Origin of the sequence: Micromonospora sp. NPDC049151, assembly GCF_040648395.1 — a bacterium.
Taxonomy (GTDB): domain Bacteria; phylum Actinomycetota; class Actinomycetes; order Mycobacteriales; family Micromonosporaceae; genus Micromonospora.
Genome location: NZ_JBEZDP010000037.1, coordinates 1 through 13,975, shown reverse-complemented (window position 1 = coordinate 13,975; position 13,975 = coordinate 1). Strand labels below are relative to the sequence as shown.

The following is a 13,975-nucleotide window of genomic DNA, read 5'->3' as shown; positions in this document are numbered from 1 at the left end:
TTACTCATGTAGTTAACCATCGCACCGCCGCGCCGCCCCGTCAAGTGCCTTAGGGTTCGCGCCGTGGAACTGAGGATCGACGAGAGTACGCGCCAGGCACGGGAGTTCGTCTGCGGCTGTTGCGACACCGCCGCGGAGCGGACCTGGGCCGACATCCGCACCGATGACGCGACAGTGGCCGTCTACTTCGCGAGCTGCTACCACCACGACGGCGCGCACGAGGTCTGGATCGACGCGATCCTGGGCAGCTGGGGCCGCGACGACGTCGACGACCACGTCACCTTCGGCTGCCGGGTCGGGCCGGTGGCCGGCTCGCCGGGGCCGGCCGCGACGCTCGTCAACGGTGGTGAGGTCGCGGGGGACAGCCCGATCTTCGGCCGCAAGCTCAGCCGCGAGGAAGGGCTGACCCATCCCCGGCTCGCCGAGTTCTGGCAGATGGTCGACCTGATCCTGGAGCGGGACGCCCTGGTGCGCCGTCACCTGGCCGGCACCTGACCAGCCCGGTGATCAAGGGGTTTACGTCACCCGGACCAGGCCGACCGGACACCAACTCCTTGATCACCGGGGTGAGCCGGGGGCAGAGGCGGGGAGGGCGGGGGCGGGGGTCAGATCTCTGGGCTGCGGCGTTCGATGAGGGTTACGTCTCGCCAGGTGCCGTGGTGGCGGCCTACCCGCTCGCGGGTGCCGACGACCCGGAAGCCGCACGCCGCGTGCAGCGCGAGACTCGCGGTGTTCTCCGGGAACACGCCGGACTGGATGGTCCAGATCCCGGCCGCCTCGGTGGAGGCGATCAGCGCCTCCAGCAGCGCCCGGCCGACCCCGCGCCCGCGCCCCCTCGGGTGCACGTAGACGGAGTGCTCGACCACGCCGGCGTAGACGCAGCGGTCGGAGACCGCCGAGCAGGCCACCCAGCCGAGTACGTCGCCCGCCTCGTCGAGCGCCACCCAGCGGTGGCCGGGCAGCCGTCCAGCGGTGAACCGCGTCCAGTCCGGCGGCTCGGTCTCGAACGTGGCGTTCCCCTCGGCGATGCCCAGGCGGTAGATCTCCAGCACGGCGTCGGCGTGCGAGTCGTCCATGGCGGCGACGGTGACTGTCATCGGTCCCTCCTGCCCGGGACGGTGGACCCCGGCGGCGTCAGCGTATCGGCGCAGGCCGAGGGCCGGGACGCGAAACCCCGGCCCTCGGCGTGACCGCTACCGGCGCCGGTAGACGGAGATGTGCGCGCTGCTGTCCGCGTCGAACGGCGACCGGTCCCAGTCGGCGTACCGCTCGGTGAGCCGGAGCCCGGCCCGCTCCGCCAGCTCGTCGATCTGCTCCGGCCAGGCGTACCGCATGGCGAACGGCTTCAGGTGCACGCCGGCGGCGTCGAACGTGACGGTCTGCCGCACGAACGTCTGCGCCGCCCGGTCGTACCGGTGCATGCGGATGGTGGCCGAGTCCTCGGTCACCTCCCGCACCTGGACCTGCTCGTCCCGGTCGAAGTCCGCCGGGTCGGGCACGAAGGTCTCGATGACGAACGCCCCGCCGGGCGCGAGCACCCGGGCGACGTTGCGGAAGCACGCCGCCTGGCGCTCCTCCGAGACCAGGTTGAACAGCGTGTTGAACACCAGGAAGACCAGACGGTACGGCCCCGGGACGGGGACGTCCGCCATGTCGCCGATGGTGACCGGCATGTCGGCGCCGCCGGGCTTGGCGCGCAGGTGCGCCACCATCTCCGGGGACGCCTCGACGCCCTCCACGGCCAGGCCGCGCGCGGCGAGTGGCAGGGCCACGCGGCCGGTGCCCACAGCCAGTTCGAGCACCGGACCGCCCTCGGCCAGCGGGGCGAGGAAGTCGACGGCCGGGGCCGGGTCGGGATTGCCGGGGCCGTCGTAGGTGGCGGCCCAGAGCCGGCCGAACAGGCCGGGATCGTCGAAGAGGGACATCACGCGCCCTCCCGCCGGGCGGACGGGACAGGACGCGGCGCGAGGTCAGTGACCTCCGCCGGAATGGGGTACGACAACACGAAGCCTCGTTTCGGATGAGGTGACGACGGGGCGGCTGGGCTTCGCAGCGTGTGGCATGGCGGTGCTCCCTCCGGTCGGCTTCGCGGGTTCAGCAGAACAGCCAGCGGCCCGGGCGACAACCGGATTACGCCCGCAACGCGTCGTCCACGCCGGTCTCCCGGCGGCCGAGGTGCACCGGGTCACGCCCGGTGAGCACGTCCACGGCGGCCTTCACGCACGCCCCGTACTCCCGGGTGGAGCTGATCCGCCACTGGCGGGCGTACCGGCGGGCGGTGTCGTCACCGACGCCGACGGCCTCGATGCCGGCGTCCCGGCAGAGCGCCACCGCGCGCGGCAGGTGGAACGACTGGGTGACCACTGTGGCCCGCCGCACGCCGAAGACCCGGTACGCGCGCACGCACGAGTCGTACGTGTCGAACCCGGCGTGGTCCAGCACCGTCTTCTCCGCCGGCACACCCCGCTCGACGAGCCAGCGCCGCATCGCGTCCGGCTCGTCGTAGTCCCAGTCCATGTGGTCGCCGGAGAGCAGGAGCGCCTTGACCTTGCCGGCGGCGTACAACTGGCGGGCGGTCTCCAGCCGGCCGGCCAGGAATGGCGACGGCGTGCCGTCCGGTTCCACCTTGGTGCCCAGCACCACTGCCACCGGCGTCTCCGGCGCGCCAGCGGCGTCGAACAGGTGGCCCTCGGCCGTGTCGCGGACCCAGGTCACGCTGGCGACGGTCGCGGCGCCCAGCAGCAGCGCGACGGCGGTGGCGAGCACCAGGAGGCGGCCGGCCAGGCGTACGGCCCGCCGGTGCGCGCCGAGCCAGACCCGCCACCGCGCCGTCAGCCCTCGCATGGCGGCGATTGTGCCAGGCGGGTCAGGAGATGTGGTGCAGGATCACGTTGTGGACGTGGTGGCTCTTCTGCTCGCCCCGGAACTCGACCTCGTAGGTGTGCGTGCCGACGTGCACAGCGATCGACCCGGTGGAGAAGAACGAACCACCCCAGGACTTGTTGCTCACCACGCTCACGCTGGTGATCTTCGAGTACGGGATGCTGGTGATCGCGTACCGCTTGCCGACGAAGGAGCGGTCCTGGATGATCACGCGCCGGTCGGTCAGGCCGATGAAGCCGGTGCCGGTGCCGATCGCGTCGTAGACGGCGATGATCTGCTCACCGGGCAGCAGCCCGCTCTGGATCTGCTGGAACTGTTCCTTGCGGTCGTACGTGGGGCCAGACATGCACCACAGGGTAGGCGGGACGCGCCAGCGCTCAGTGCTCGGTGACCGCCCGGACCGCGTCCTCGATGCGCGCGGCGAGCAGCACCTCACCCTCGGTGAGCGGTTCGCCGTCGTCGTGCCCGAGCCGGATCTGGGTGCGGTCGGCCCGGCGGCTGATCTCGGGGCGCAGCCGCAGCGCGTCGGCGACCACCGCCACCCGCTCGGTGAGCGCGGCGTGCTGCGTGTCGTCGAGGACGATCGTGCGGCGGATCTGTTCGCCCTCGCGCGTCCATCCGGACAGCAGGGCGAGTGCGTCGCTGAGATAGTCGTGCTTCGCACGGCCGCTGAACAGCACGCGCATCACCGCACCTCCCAGGCGTCGTTGCCGGCTTGTGGCCAAATCGTCGCCATCCCGTGTCCCAGTCGACGCCCTCTAGTCTCTCGCCGCTCAGATGGTGTGTCCACGCCCACACTTCCGTGTTCTGCTGACCTGACGGCCGACGCAGCTACCCAAACCGCCGATTGATCTGGCACGCTGGTGGCCCGTGCGGACCGAACGGGTTAGCGGAAGCGGGCAGGCCGACCGGCGGGAGCCGAGGGTGGTCGTCGGGGCGGCGATCATCGAGGGCGGCCGGGTGCTGGCATGCGAGCGCTCCGCGCCCCCCGAGGTGGCGGGGCGTTGGGAGTTCCCGGGCGGAAAGGTCGAGCCGGGCGAGGCCGAGACCGACGCGCTGGCCCGGGAGTGCGTCGAGGAACTGGGCGTACGGGTGTCCGTCGGCGCCCGTGTCGGCCGCGACGTGCGGATGGCGCACGGCCGGTCCGTGCTGCGCGTCTACGCCGCCCGTCTGCTGCACGGCGACGAGCCGAAGGCGCTGGAGCACGCCGAGCTGCGCTGGCTGTCCGCCGCCGAGCTGGACAGCGTCGACTGGCTGCCGGCCGACGTGCCGATCGTGGCCGCGCTGCGACCGCTGCTCGACGCCTCCTGAACGAGCACGGCACGGGCCGGGCCGTCCGGAGAACCGGACAGCCGGGCGGAAACGGGACGAGGGCCCGCGGCGTGTGCCGCTGGCCCCCGTCATCGTCGTGCTGCTGTTCAGTGCTTCGGCTCGTCCTGCTGCGGGTGAGCGAAGTTGAGGTGCTCCGGCGGCAGCGGGAACGTCACGTCGTCGCCGAACGGCGACGGCGCGGCGGCCTTGTTGAACGTCAGCTCGGTCAGCGGCAGCCGGCCGTTGGCGTCCACCGCCGGGGCGGTCGGGTGCGGCACCTCGCGGTGCCAGTTGACGCCCTGCTGCGCCTGACGCTCGGCGGCGCTGTCGTGCGAGCCGCCCGCGTGCGAGTGCACCCCGGCGGCGTGCGAACCGCCGCCGTGCGCGTGCGCCCCGCCGTGCGCCCCTCCGGACGTGCCGGTACCGCTCGAATGCCCGCTTGTCGCGCTGGTCTGAGGCACCTGACCCCTCCGGAAGATCTTGTTACCGAGCCACACAAGGGGATCGTACCTGCGGTCGACGACCCGTTCCTTCATGGGGATGATCCCGTTGTCGGTGATCTTGATGTGCTCGGGGCAGACCTCGGTGCAGCACTTGGTGATGTTGCAGAATCCGAGCCCCATGTCCGACTGCGCGTACTCGCGCCGGTCGGTACGCGCGTCGAGCGGGTGCATGTCCAGCTCGGCCGCCCGGATGAAGAACCGGGGCCCGGAGAACGCCGGCTTGTTCTCGTCGTGGTCGCGGATCACGTGGCAGACGTTCTGGCACAGGAAGCACTCGATGCACTTGCGGAACTCCTGCGAGCGCTCCACGTCGACCTGCTGCATCCGGTAGTCGCCGGGTGCCACGTCGGCCGGCGGCGCGAACGCCGGGGTCTCCCGGGCCTTCTCGTAGTTGAACGAGACGTCGGTGACCAGGTCCCGGATCACCGGGAAGGTGCGCAGCGGGGTGACCGTGACGGTCTCCGACTCCTCGAACGTCGACATCCGGGTCATGCAGCCCAGCCGCGGCTTGCCGTTGATCTCCATCGAGCAGGAGCCGCACTTGCCGGCCTTGCAGTTCCACCGGCACGCCAGGTCCGGCGCCTCGGTGGCCTGGAGCCGGTGGATCACGTCGAGGACGACCTCGCCCTCGTTCACCTCGACCGTGTAGTCCCGCAGGTCACCGCCGGTCTCGTCGCCCCGCCAGATGCGGAACTGGCGCTTACTTCCCATCAGTTGTTCGCCTCCTCGGTGAGGGCGTCGAACTCGGCGAGTTCCTCGTCGGTCAGGTACTTGGCCAGCTCTGCCCGGTCGAACAGCCCGATCAGCTCCGGCCGCATCTCCGGCAGCGGCTTCTCGGTGAGCCGGACCGCGTCACCGTCCAGCGAACAGACCAGGTTGACCCGCCGCCACTTCGGGTCCATCGCCGGGTAGTCCTCCCGGGTGTGCCCGCCGCGCGACTCCCGCCGCTCCAGCGCCGCCATCGCGGTGCACTCCGAGACCACGAGCATGTTGCGCAGGTCAAGCGCCAGGTGCCAGCCCGGGTTGTAGCGCCGGCCGCCGACCGCGCTCACCTTCGCCACCCGCTCCCGCAGCTCGGCCAGCCTGCGCATGGCGTCCTCCAGCTCGCTCTCCCGGCGGATGATGCCGACCAGGTCGCCCATCACCGCCTGGAGGTCCTGCTGGAGCTGGTAAGGACTCTCGCCGGTGTCCCGCTGCAACGGCGCCAGCGCCGTCTCCACCGCGGCCTCGACCGCCGCCACCGACACCGCCGGGCGGGCGGTGAGCTGGTCGGTGTACGTGGCCGCGTGCCCGCCCGCGCGCTTGCCGAAGACCAGCAGGTCGGACAGGGAGTTGCCGCCGAGCCGGTTCGAGCCGTGCATGCCGCCGGACACCTCACCGGCGGCGTAGAGGCCGCGCACCGAGCCGTACGCCGCTCCGGAGTCCGGGTCCACCTCGACGCCGCCCATCACGTAGTGACAGGTCGGGCCGACCTCCATCGGCTCCTTGGTGATGTCGACGTCGGCCAGCTCCTTGAACTGGTGGTACATCGACGGCAGGCGGCGGCGGATCTCCTCGGCCGACTTACGGGAGGCGATGTCCAGGTAGACGCCGCCGGCCGGCGTACCCCGGCCCTCCTTGACCTCGCTGTTGATCGCGCGGGCGACCTCGTCGCGGGGCAGCAGCTCCGGCGGACGCCTGTTGTTGTCCGGGTCGGTGTACCAGCGGTCCGCCTCCTCCTCGGTCTCCGCGTACTGCTTGCGGAACACGTCCGGGACGTAGTCGAACATGAACCGCTTGCCCTCGGAGTTCTTCAGCACCCCGCCGTCGCCGCGTACCGACTCGGTGACCAGGATGCCCTTCACCGACGGCGGCCAGACCATGCCGGTCGGGTGGAACTGGAGGAACTCCATGTTGATCAGCGTGGCCCCGGCGCGCAGCGCCAGCGCGTGGCCGTCGCCGGTGTACTCCCACGAGTTCGAGGTGACCTTGTAGGACCGTCCGACACCGCCGGTGGCCAGCACCACCGCCGGCGCCTCGAAGAGGATGAACTCACCGGACTCGCGGTAGTAGCCGAACGCGCCGGCGATCCGGTCGCCGTCGAGCAGCAGCTCGGTGATCGTGGTCTCGGAGAAGACCCGGATCCGCGCGTCGTAGCTGCCGAACTCCTGCTTGTCCTCCTGCTGGAGCGAGACGATCTTCTGCTGGAGCGTCCGGATCAGCTCCAGGCCGGTCCGGTCGCCGACGTGCGCCAGGCGCGGGTACTCGTGGCCACCGAAGTTGCGCTGCGAGATCTTCCCGTCCTTGGTGCGGTCGAACAGCGCGCCGTACGTCTCCAGCTCCCAGATCCGCTGCGGCGCTTCCTTGGCGTGCAGCTCGGCCATCCGGAAGTTGTTGAGGAACTTGCCGCCGCGCATGGTGTCCCGGAAGTGCACCTGCCAGTTGTCGCGCGAGTTCACGTTGCCCATCGCGGCCGCCGCGCCGCCCTCGGCCATCACCGTGTGCGCCTTGCCGAACAGCGACTTCGAGATGATCGCGGTCTTCTTGCCCGCCAGCCGGGCCTCGATCGCCGCGCGCAGGCCGGCGCCCCCGGCCCCGATCACGACGACGTCGTAGTGGTGTCGTTCGATTCGCGTCTCAGTCATGTCCAGGCTCTCAGTTGATGAACCGCAGGTCGTTGATCCAGCCGGCGGCGACCGCCATCACGTAGAAGTCGGTGAGCGCCAGCGTGCCCAGGGTGATCCAGGCGAGCTGCATGTGCCGGACGTTCAACCAGGACACCCCGGTCCACGCCTTGTAGCGCATCGGGTGCTTCGAGAAGTGCTTGAGCCGTCCGCCGATGATGTGCCGGCAGGAGTGGCAGGAGATCGTGTACGCCCACAGCATCACCACGTTGCCGACCAGGATGATGTTGCCCAGGCCGAAGCCGAAGCCCTCGGGGGAGTGGAAGGCCAGGATCGCGTCCCAGGTGTTGATCAGCGAGATGATCGCGGCGGCGTAGAAGAAGTAGCGGTGCAGGTTCTGCCCGAGCAGCGGGAACCGCGTCTCGCCGCTGTACGACTGGTGCCCGTCCGGCACCGCGCAGGCCGGCGGCGACAGCCAGAACGACCGGTAGTACGCCTTGCGGTAGTAGTAGCAGGTGAGGCGGAACAGCAGCAGGAACGGCAGGGTGAGCGCCGCGTCCGGGATGATCCACCAGCCGGGCAGGAACTGCCCGAAGTGCGAGGAGCCCTCGACACAGCGGTCGGTGACGCAGGGGGAGTAGAACGGCGTCAGGTAGTGGTACTGCTCCACCCAGTACCACTTGTGCATGAAGACCCGGACCGTCGCGTAGATGACCCACGCGCTGAGCCCCACCACTGTGATCAGCGGGGCGAGCCACCATCTGTCGGTCCGCAACGTCTTCGCCGCGATGGCGGCGCGTGCCCGCCCTCCCCGCGGCTGCGGTCTCGGCGTCCTGGCCGACGTAGTTGTCATTCGAGTCATCTCCCTGACGTCACTGTCACGTCCTGCGCACGCGCGAGGCCACACCGGCGAACCGGTGCGGCTAAGTGACACACGTTACGCCGATCTTCACGGCCCGGCCGCGCAACGCAGTGTCCCGTGTGTCCCGCAGCTTGGAAAGAGTCAGTTCATGATCAATGTGTCGGGTCGGTCGAACGGTGCGCCGAGCGGTGTCCTGGCACGTTCGGAGCGCGGCGTCACCCGGACGCGCCGCCGGTGAAGTGCCAGGAGGACAGCCGCAGCGTCGGCGCCTCGTACCAGGAGCCGTCGACGCGGCCCGGCTGGCGCACCGCCGCCCGGCCCAGGCCGAGCACCCGGCCCGGCCCCAGCGCCCGGGGATACGACTCGGTGAACCGGAAGTCGCGTACCGCGCGGGTCGGCACGCCGTCCTCGACCAGCCACACCCCGTTGCGGGTCAGCCCGGTGACCACCAGCTGCTTCGGGTCCAGCACGCGGGTGTACCAGAAGTCGCTCACCAGCAGCCCGCGCCGCACCCCGGCCACCAGCGCGGCGGTGTCCGGGTCGCCCACCGCCCCGGTCACGCCCGCGCTCACCGGCCCGGCCGCGACACCCGCGCCCGCATCGGCGACGCGCGGGTCCGCCGACAGGCGGATGTTGTGCGGGATCGGCCCGAAGGTCGCGCTGCCCGGCATACCGTGGCCGGTGGACCCGGTGCCCGCCGCCGCGCCGCCGCGCCTGTCGTACGCCACCGCGCCGGTGGTGCCCCTCTCGACCAGCGGCAACGCCCGCCGGGGTGTGCCCTCCAGGTCGAACGGCAGGGTGCCGGCGTGCAGCGGGTCGTCCACCAGCGTCACCGCCGGGTCGAACTGGGCGGTGCCCGGCTCGGCGAAGGACTGCCGTTCGGCGTACCGCTTGCCGTTGAAGCCGTACCAGGCCAGGTTCTGCAGCAGGTCGGCGACGGCGGCCGGTTCGAGCACCACCTCGTAGTGCCCGGGCGGCAGCTCGACCGGGTCGGCCGCGGCTCGCGCCTTCGCCGCCGCGCGGGCGCCGAGCGCCGCGCCGTCGAGGTCGGCCAGCCGGTCGGCGCAGAGCCGCGCCACCCCGTCCGCGCCGCCGGCCCGGGCGATGCCGTCCATCGCCGCCTCGGCCGCCCGTCCGGTCGCCGTGTGCCCGGCGGAGTTGGCGAACGCCCCCGACCGGTACGCGGTGCGGCAGTAGCCGGCCGCCTCCAGTCCTTCGACCGCTTCCACGAACGCGCGCACCCGCTCGGCCCGCTCGTCGGGCGAGGCGAACGCGGTGGCCTCGTCGACGGCCGGGCCGGACGGCACCGGCGTCGGCGCGGTGAGGCCCGGCCAGGCCGGGTCGGGCGGCGCGAGCCGGGCCGCGGCCCGGGTCCGCTCGACGAGCGCGGCCAGCCCGTCGGCGTCGACCCGGCTGCCGCTGCCGGTCGCGGTCCGCCCGTCCACGTGCAACCGCAGGTGTACGGCGACACCGGTCTCGGCCACGTTCTGGTGGATGAACGAGTTGGCGAACCGGGTCAGCGCCAGGTCGGAACGGGTCACCAGCACCTCGGCCTCGGCGGCCGGACCGGCCGTGTGCCGGACCAGGTCCACCACCCCGGCGGCGATCTCCAGCTCGGCGCTCATGCCGGCACTCCGCTTCGCTGCGTGGCGCCATGAGGCACCGTCGCCCTGAGCCTGCTGATTCGCTCGCTGCGCTCGCTCATGCCCGCACCCCCACCCGGACGCCGCGGAACCGGGCCGGCGCGGCCGGGTGGCCGGTGTGCCCGACCTGGCCGGGCTGCCCCTTCCCGCAGTTGGGCGTGCCCCAGGCGACCGTCTCCGAGGAGAGCATGTCCATCGAGCGCCAGAAGACCGGCCCGATGCCGGTGTAGGTCGGGTTGCGCAGCATCCGCCCCCGGCGGCCCTTCTTCACCTCCCAGCCGACCTCGCAGCCGAACTGGAAGTTGAGCCGCTTGTCGTCGATGGACCAGGAGCGGTTGACGTCCATCAGCACCCCGTCGTCGGTGGCCGCGATGATCTCGTCGAGCGTGTGGGGGCCGGGTTCCAGGCCCACGTTCGTCATCCGCACCATCGGCAGCCGGGCCCAGCCGTCGGCCCGTACGCTGCCGCCGTAGTCCAGGCCGGCGACGGCGGCCGAGTCCCGGCCGGCGAGCACCCCGACCCACCGTCCCTCGCGCACCGCGTCGCGGGCGACCGCCGGTGAGCCCTCGTCGTCGTAGCCGAAGCTGCCCAGCGCGCCCGGGATGGTCGGGTCGATCGTCACGTTCATCAGCTCCGAGCCGTAACGCAGCGAGCCGAGCCGGGCCAGGTCGAGCCAGGACGTGCCGGCGAACGCCGCCTCCCAGCCGAGGATGCGGTCCAGCTCGATGGCGTGCCCGACCGACTCGTGGATCTGAAGCGCGAGCTGCTCGCCGCCGAGGATCAGATCGGTCTCGCCGGCCGGACAGAGCGGCGCGGTCAGCAGCTCGCGGGACTCCTCGGCGATCCGGGCGGCGTGCGCGGCCAGGTCCAGCGAGGTGACCAGCTCCCAGCCGGTGGTGCCGTACTGCCCCCGGTAGCTCGGGTAGGACCGGCGCTGGGTCTCGCCGTCACCGATCGAGGTGGCCGAGATCCCGCCGCCGCACTCCCGGATGCGCTGGTCGATGCGGTGCCCCTCGCTGGAGACGAACCACTTCGAGGTGTCCCAGATCTGATAGAGCCCCTCGCCCAGGTCGGCGCCGTGCTCGCGCATCGTGGCGGTGGCCCGGACCAGCAGGTCGCCCTTGTCCGACAGCGGCACCCCGAGCGGGTCGACGGCGCACTCCGAGGCCCAGCTCGCCACCGTCGCCTCGACCGGCACCAGGTCGATCGGCGGGCCGGGAACCCGGGCGCTCGCGGTGGCGATCGCCGCGGCACGCCGGCCGGCGTCGCGGGCCGCGGCGTCGGACAGATCGGGTACGGCGTGGAAGCCCCAACCCGACCCGACGAGCGCGCGTACGCCCAGCCCGATGCTCTCGTCCTGGCTCAGCTCCTCGATGTCGCCGTTGCGTGCCGACATCGACTCGTAGCGGCGGTGCATGACACGGGCGTCGGCGTAGCGGGCGCCCGCGTCGAGGGCGGCCTGGACGGCGGCGGTCGCCGCGTCGAACTCGCTCATGCGTTCGACCCTAGGCGAGCGCACCGACATCCGTCAGGGGACGAGGTCATCCGGCGGCGCGGCCGGTTGTCGCGAAATCGACGCCGGTCAGGGCGGTTGCGGGGCAACCGGAATCGGTCAACGCTGATAAGAAATCCCCATGTCTGCCACTTCCGCGCACCGACTACTCCGCGGTGCGTTGACGCTCGTCGTCATGGTTGCCGCGACCATGTTCGGCGCCACTGCCGCCCACGCCGCGGCCCCACGACTCGGGCTGACCGCCCTCGCCTTCGCCGACACCACTGTGGACGCGACGGGTGACTACGCCGCCAACAAGCTGACCTGGACGGTCACCAACTCCGACCCGGACGCCGACTTCGTCTTCGGCACGGTCACGATGCGCATGCGCAGCACGGTCACCGGCGAACTGGTCGGTCACGACTGGATTGCGCGCTACGCGTACCAGGAGACCTGCTGCAGTGACGCCGTGTACGAGTCGGGGACGCCGCAGCGGTCCACCTACTCCTTCGACCTCCCGGTCCGGCGCTACTCCGACGCGGACACCGCCCTGTGGGAGGTCACCAAGGTCACTATCGGTTACCGGGGCACCACGGCCACGGTCTCCGGGGTCCGCCTCCAGGCGTTCGGCTACCAGTTCACGGCCCGGACGCTGATCGACTCGTCCGGGCCGAGCGCCGACTCGATCTCGTTGAACTCGTTCCTGCGCCGCCCCTACCTCTACATGGGGAACGGTCCGGCGACTGTGACCTATGACTTCACCGTGCAGGACTGGCAGTCCGGCTTCTGGAAGGGCACGATCCGGCTGGCCGGTCCGGGCGGCGCGAGCATCACCACGGCCTTCACCTGGGAACGTGAGGAATACAGCACGGGTCTGCGGTGCGGCCGGGTCAGCAGCGGCCAGCAGGACGGCGTCTACATGGCGTGCGCTGTCGACGTGGCGTTGCCCTCGGACACGGCCACCGGCAACTGGCGGGTGGCGGCCCTGGTGCTCCGGAACAATGCCGGCGGGACGACCACCTACAAGAATCCGACGGCGCCGTCCGTCACCACCACGACGAACTCCACGCTGCGAGCGAGCGACTTCGCGGTGAGCCCGAACCCGGTGGACAACTGGCGTGACTCGGTGATGACCGATGTCAGCATGGTCGTGACCGACGCGCGGAAGGGGCTCTCGACCATTCAGCTCGACCTCGTCGGCGGCTGCCAGCAGTACGGCCTGCCCACCACGAGGGCGGACGGTCGTGTGGCGGTGCGGGTCATGGTCTACCAGCAGACCGAGGAGTGCGTGGTCGAGGGCTTGGCGGTGGTCGACGGCGCGGGCAACGTGGCGCTGTACGGAAGCATGTACCGCGCCCCGGATCCGGGGTTGACCATCACGCGGGTGCCGAGCACCAACCCGCCGATGGCGCGGAGCGCCACTCTCGACCCGTCCTCGGTGCCGTCGAGCGAGGTGGGGCAGTCCTCGGTCAAGCTCACCATCGACGCCGAGGTGCAGGTCGCACCGATCAACGGCGTGGGTGTCTACCTGTACGACGCCGACGGTGACATGGTGTCCCAGTCCTTCGGGGGCATCAACCAGGCGCCCGACGGGACGGTGACCACCTGGGTCTACCTTCCGTGGCAGGGGTTGTCCCCGGGGAGGTACACGGTGGGATTCGTGCTGAGTGACGCCGCCCGGGCCAGCACCGCCTGGAACATGCCGGATCGCCCGGACAGCCGCACGCTGCCCGGTGGTCCGGTGGTCCTCACCGTCACCGAAGGCTGATGTGTCTCCCGGTGGGCGGGCCGAGCCCGCCCACCGGGGGCACGTGCGGTGAGTGCGGATCTGCGGCAGGATCGGCTGATCGGAGACCATGTCGTTACGCTCCGGCCGCTGACAGCTCGCGCTTTGTAGCTTATTTTCACCTTCGGTGATTTCCTGTAGGTTCTCTTCATCACCGAAGGGGAGGCGGTCAATGGGCAGGTCGGAGGCGGTGCCGTCCGGGGAGCCGGACCGCCCGGAGGTGCCGGAGCAGCGCTCCGGCGATGGTCCCTATCTCCAGGTCAGGGATCTGCGGGTGCGGTTCGACACCGAGGACGGTGTGGTGCGGGCCGTGGACGGTGTGTCGTTCGCGGTGGAGCGGGGTCGGACGTTGGGGATCGTGGGGGAGTCCGGTTCGGGTAAGAGTGTGACGTCGCTGGCGGTCCTGGGTTTGCACGACGTGAAACGCACGGCCGTGTCGGGGGAGATCTGGGTGGGTGGGCGTCAGCTCGTCGGGTTGGGTGAGGAGGAGGTGCGGCGGCTGCGGGGCCGGGACATGGCGATGATTTTTCAGGATCCGTTGTCGGCGTTGCATCCGTACTACTCGGTGGGTAGGCAGATCGCTGAGGCGTTCCGGGTGCATCACCCGAAGGCCGGCAGACGCGAGGCCCGGTCGCGGGCGGTGGACATGTTGGGTCGGGTGGGGATTCCGCAGCCGGCGCGGCGGTTCGACCAGTATCCGCATGAGTTTTCGGGTGGGATGCGGCAGCGGGCGATGATCGCGATGGCGTTGGTGAATGATCCGGATCTGCTGATCGCGGATGAGCCGACGACGGCCCTGGATGTGACGGTGCAGGCGCAGATCCTGGATCTGCTTGCGGATTTGCAGGGGGAGTTCCGGTCGGCGATCGTGTTGATCACGCATGACCTGGGT

14 protein-coding genes are annotated in these 13,975 nt (G+C 71.0%); 4 read left to right on the top strand and 10 right to left on the bottom strand.

The genetic code is table 11. The features are described from left to right. Window positions 1-63 precede the first annotated feature (63 nt). Window positions 64-495 (top strand): hypothetical protein, encoded by a 432-nt coding sequence (locus AB0B20_RS27750; protein ID WP_357474693.1) that lies wholly within the window; start codon window positions 64-66, stop codon window positions 493-495. Between the two features lie 110 nt (window positions 496-605). Here the strand turns inward: AB0B20_RS27750 and AB0B20_RS27745 are convergent, their stop codons facing one another. The 5 genes from AB0B20_RS27745 to AB0B20_RS27725 all read right to left on the bottom strand — a co-directional run bounded on the left by AB0B20_RS27745 (window position 606) and on the right by AB0B20_RS27725 (window position 3,569). Next, window positions 606-1,097: an N-acetyltransferase family protein gene (locus tag AB0B20_RS27745; protein WP_357474690.1), complete on the bottom strand. Its 492-nt coding sequence runs from the start codon at window positions 1,095-1,097 to the stop codon at window positions 606-608. A gap of 96 nt (window positions 1,098-1,193) precedes the next feature. After that, a complete protein-coding gene (locus AB0B20_RS27740; protein WP_357474726.1) occupies window positions 1,194-1,925 on the bottom strand; it encodes a class I SAM-dependent methyltransferase in 732 nt (243 codons plus the stop codon). 205 nt (window positions 1,926-2,130) lie between these two features. Beyond that, complete coding sequence (locus AB0B20_RS27735; RefSeq protein ID WP_357474687.1) at window positions 2,131-2,844, bottom strand: ElyC/SanA/YdcF family protein; 714 nt, start codon at window positions 2,842-2,844, stop codon at window positions 2,131-2,133. A 22-nt stretch (window positions 2,845-2,866) separates the two neighbouring features. Next, window positions 2,867-3,229, bottom strand: coding sequence for a PH domain-containing protein (locus tag AB0B20_RS27730; RefSeq protein ID WP_357390957.1), 363 nt, complete (start codon window positions 3,227-3,229; stop codon window positions 2,867-2,869). A 31-nt stretch (window positions 3,230-3,260) separates the two neighbouring features. Further along, on the bottom strand, window positions 3,261-3,569 hold the full coding sequence (locus tag AB0B20_RS27725; RefSeq protein WP_357390959.1) for a 4a-hydroxytetrahydrobiopterin dehydratase: 309 nt from the start codon (window positions 3,567-3,569) through the stop codon (window positions 3,261-3,263). 184 nt (window positions 3,570-3,753) lie between these two features. Here AB0B20_RS27725 and AB0B20_RS27720 point away from each other — a divergent pair, with 184 nt between their 5' ends. Further along, entirely contained in the window at window positions 3,754-4,194 is a 441-nt protein-coding gene (locus AB0B20_RS27720; RefSeq protein ID WP_357390961.1) for a (deoxy)nucleoside triphosphate pyrophosphohydrolase, read from the top strand. Between the two features lie 107 nt (window positions 4,195-4,301). On the opposite strand, the gene AB0B20_RS27715 is transcribed toward AB0B20_RS27720, so the two are convergent. From AB0B20_RS27715 to AB0B20_RS27695, 5 genes are all read right to left on the bottom strand, one after another. Next, on the bottom strand, window positions 4,302-5,408 hold the full coding sequence (locus AB0B20_RS27715; protein WP_357390963.1) for a succinate dehydrogenase/fumarate reductase iron-sulfur subunit: 1,107 nt from the start codon (window positions 5,406-5,408) through the stop codon (window positions 4,302-4,304). Beyond that, window positions 5,408-7,321 carry a fumarate reductase/succinate dehydrogenase flavoprotein subunit gene (locus AB0B20_RS27710; protein WP_357390965.1) on the bottom strand — a complete coding sequence of 638 codons (1,914 nt, stop codon included), beginning with the start codon at window positions 7,319-7,321 and terminating at the stop codon, window positions 5,408-5,410. The genes AB0B20_RS27715 and AB0B20_RS27710 overlap by 1 nt, the downstream gene beginning before the upstream one ends. A 10-nt stretch (window positions 7,322-7,331) precedes the next feature. Beyond that, the gene (locus AB0B20_RS27705; RefSeq protein WP_357474684.1) at window positions 7,332-8,153 is read right to left on the bottom strand and encodes a hypothetical protein; all 822 of its coding nucleotides are present in this window, start codon (window positions 8,151-8,153) and stop codon (window positions 7,332-7,334) included. A gap of 224 nt (window positions 8,154-8,377) precedes the next feature. Next, the gene (locus AB0B20_RS27700) at window positions 8,378-9,787 is read right to left on the bottom strand and encodes a metallopeptidase TldD-related protein (RefSeq protein WP_357390968.1); all 1,410 of its coding nucleotides are present in this window, start codon (window positions 9,785-9,787) and stop codon (window positions 8,378-8,380) included. Window positions 9,788-9,863: 76 nt separating this feature from the next. Next, window positions 9,864-11,300, bottom strand: coding sequence for a TldD/PmbA family protein (locus AB0B20_RS27695; protein WP_357390971.1), 1,437 nt, complete (start codon window positions 11,298-11,300; stop codon window positions 9,864-9,866). A 193-nt stretch (window positions 11,301-11,493) separates the two neighbouring features. Here AB0B20_RS27695 and AB0B20_RS27690 point away from each other — a divergent pair, with 193 nt between their 5' ends. Continuing rightward, entirely contained in the window at window positions 11,494-13,065 is a 1,572-nt protein-coding gene (locus AB0B20_RS27690) for a hypothetical protein (protein WP_357390972.1), read from the top strand. Window positions 13,066-13,255: 190 nt separating this feature from the next. Beyond that, window positions 13,256-13,975: ABC transporter ATP-binding protein (locus AB0B20_RS27685; protein ID WP_357474681.1), on the top strand; the 720-nt coding region annotated here is incomplete at its 3' end.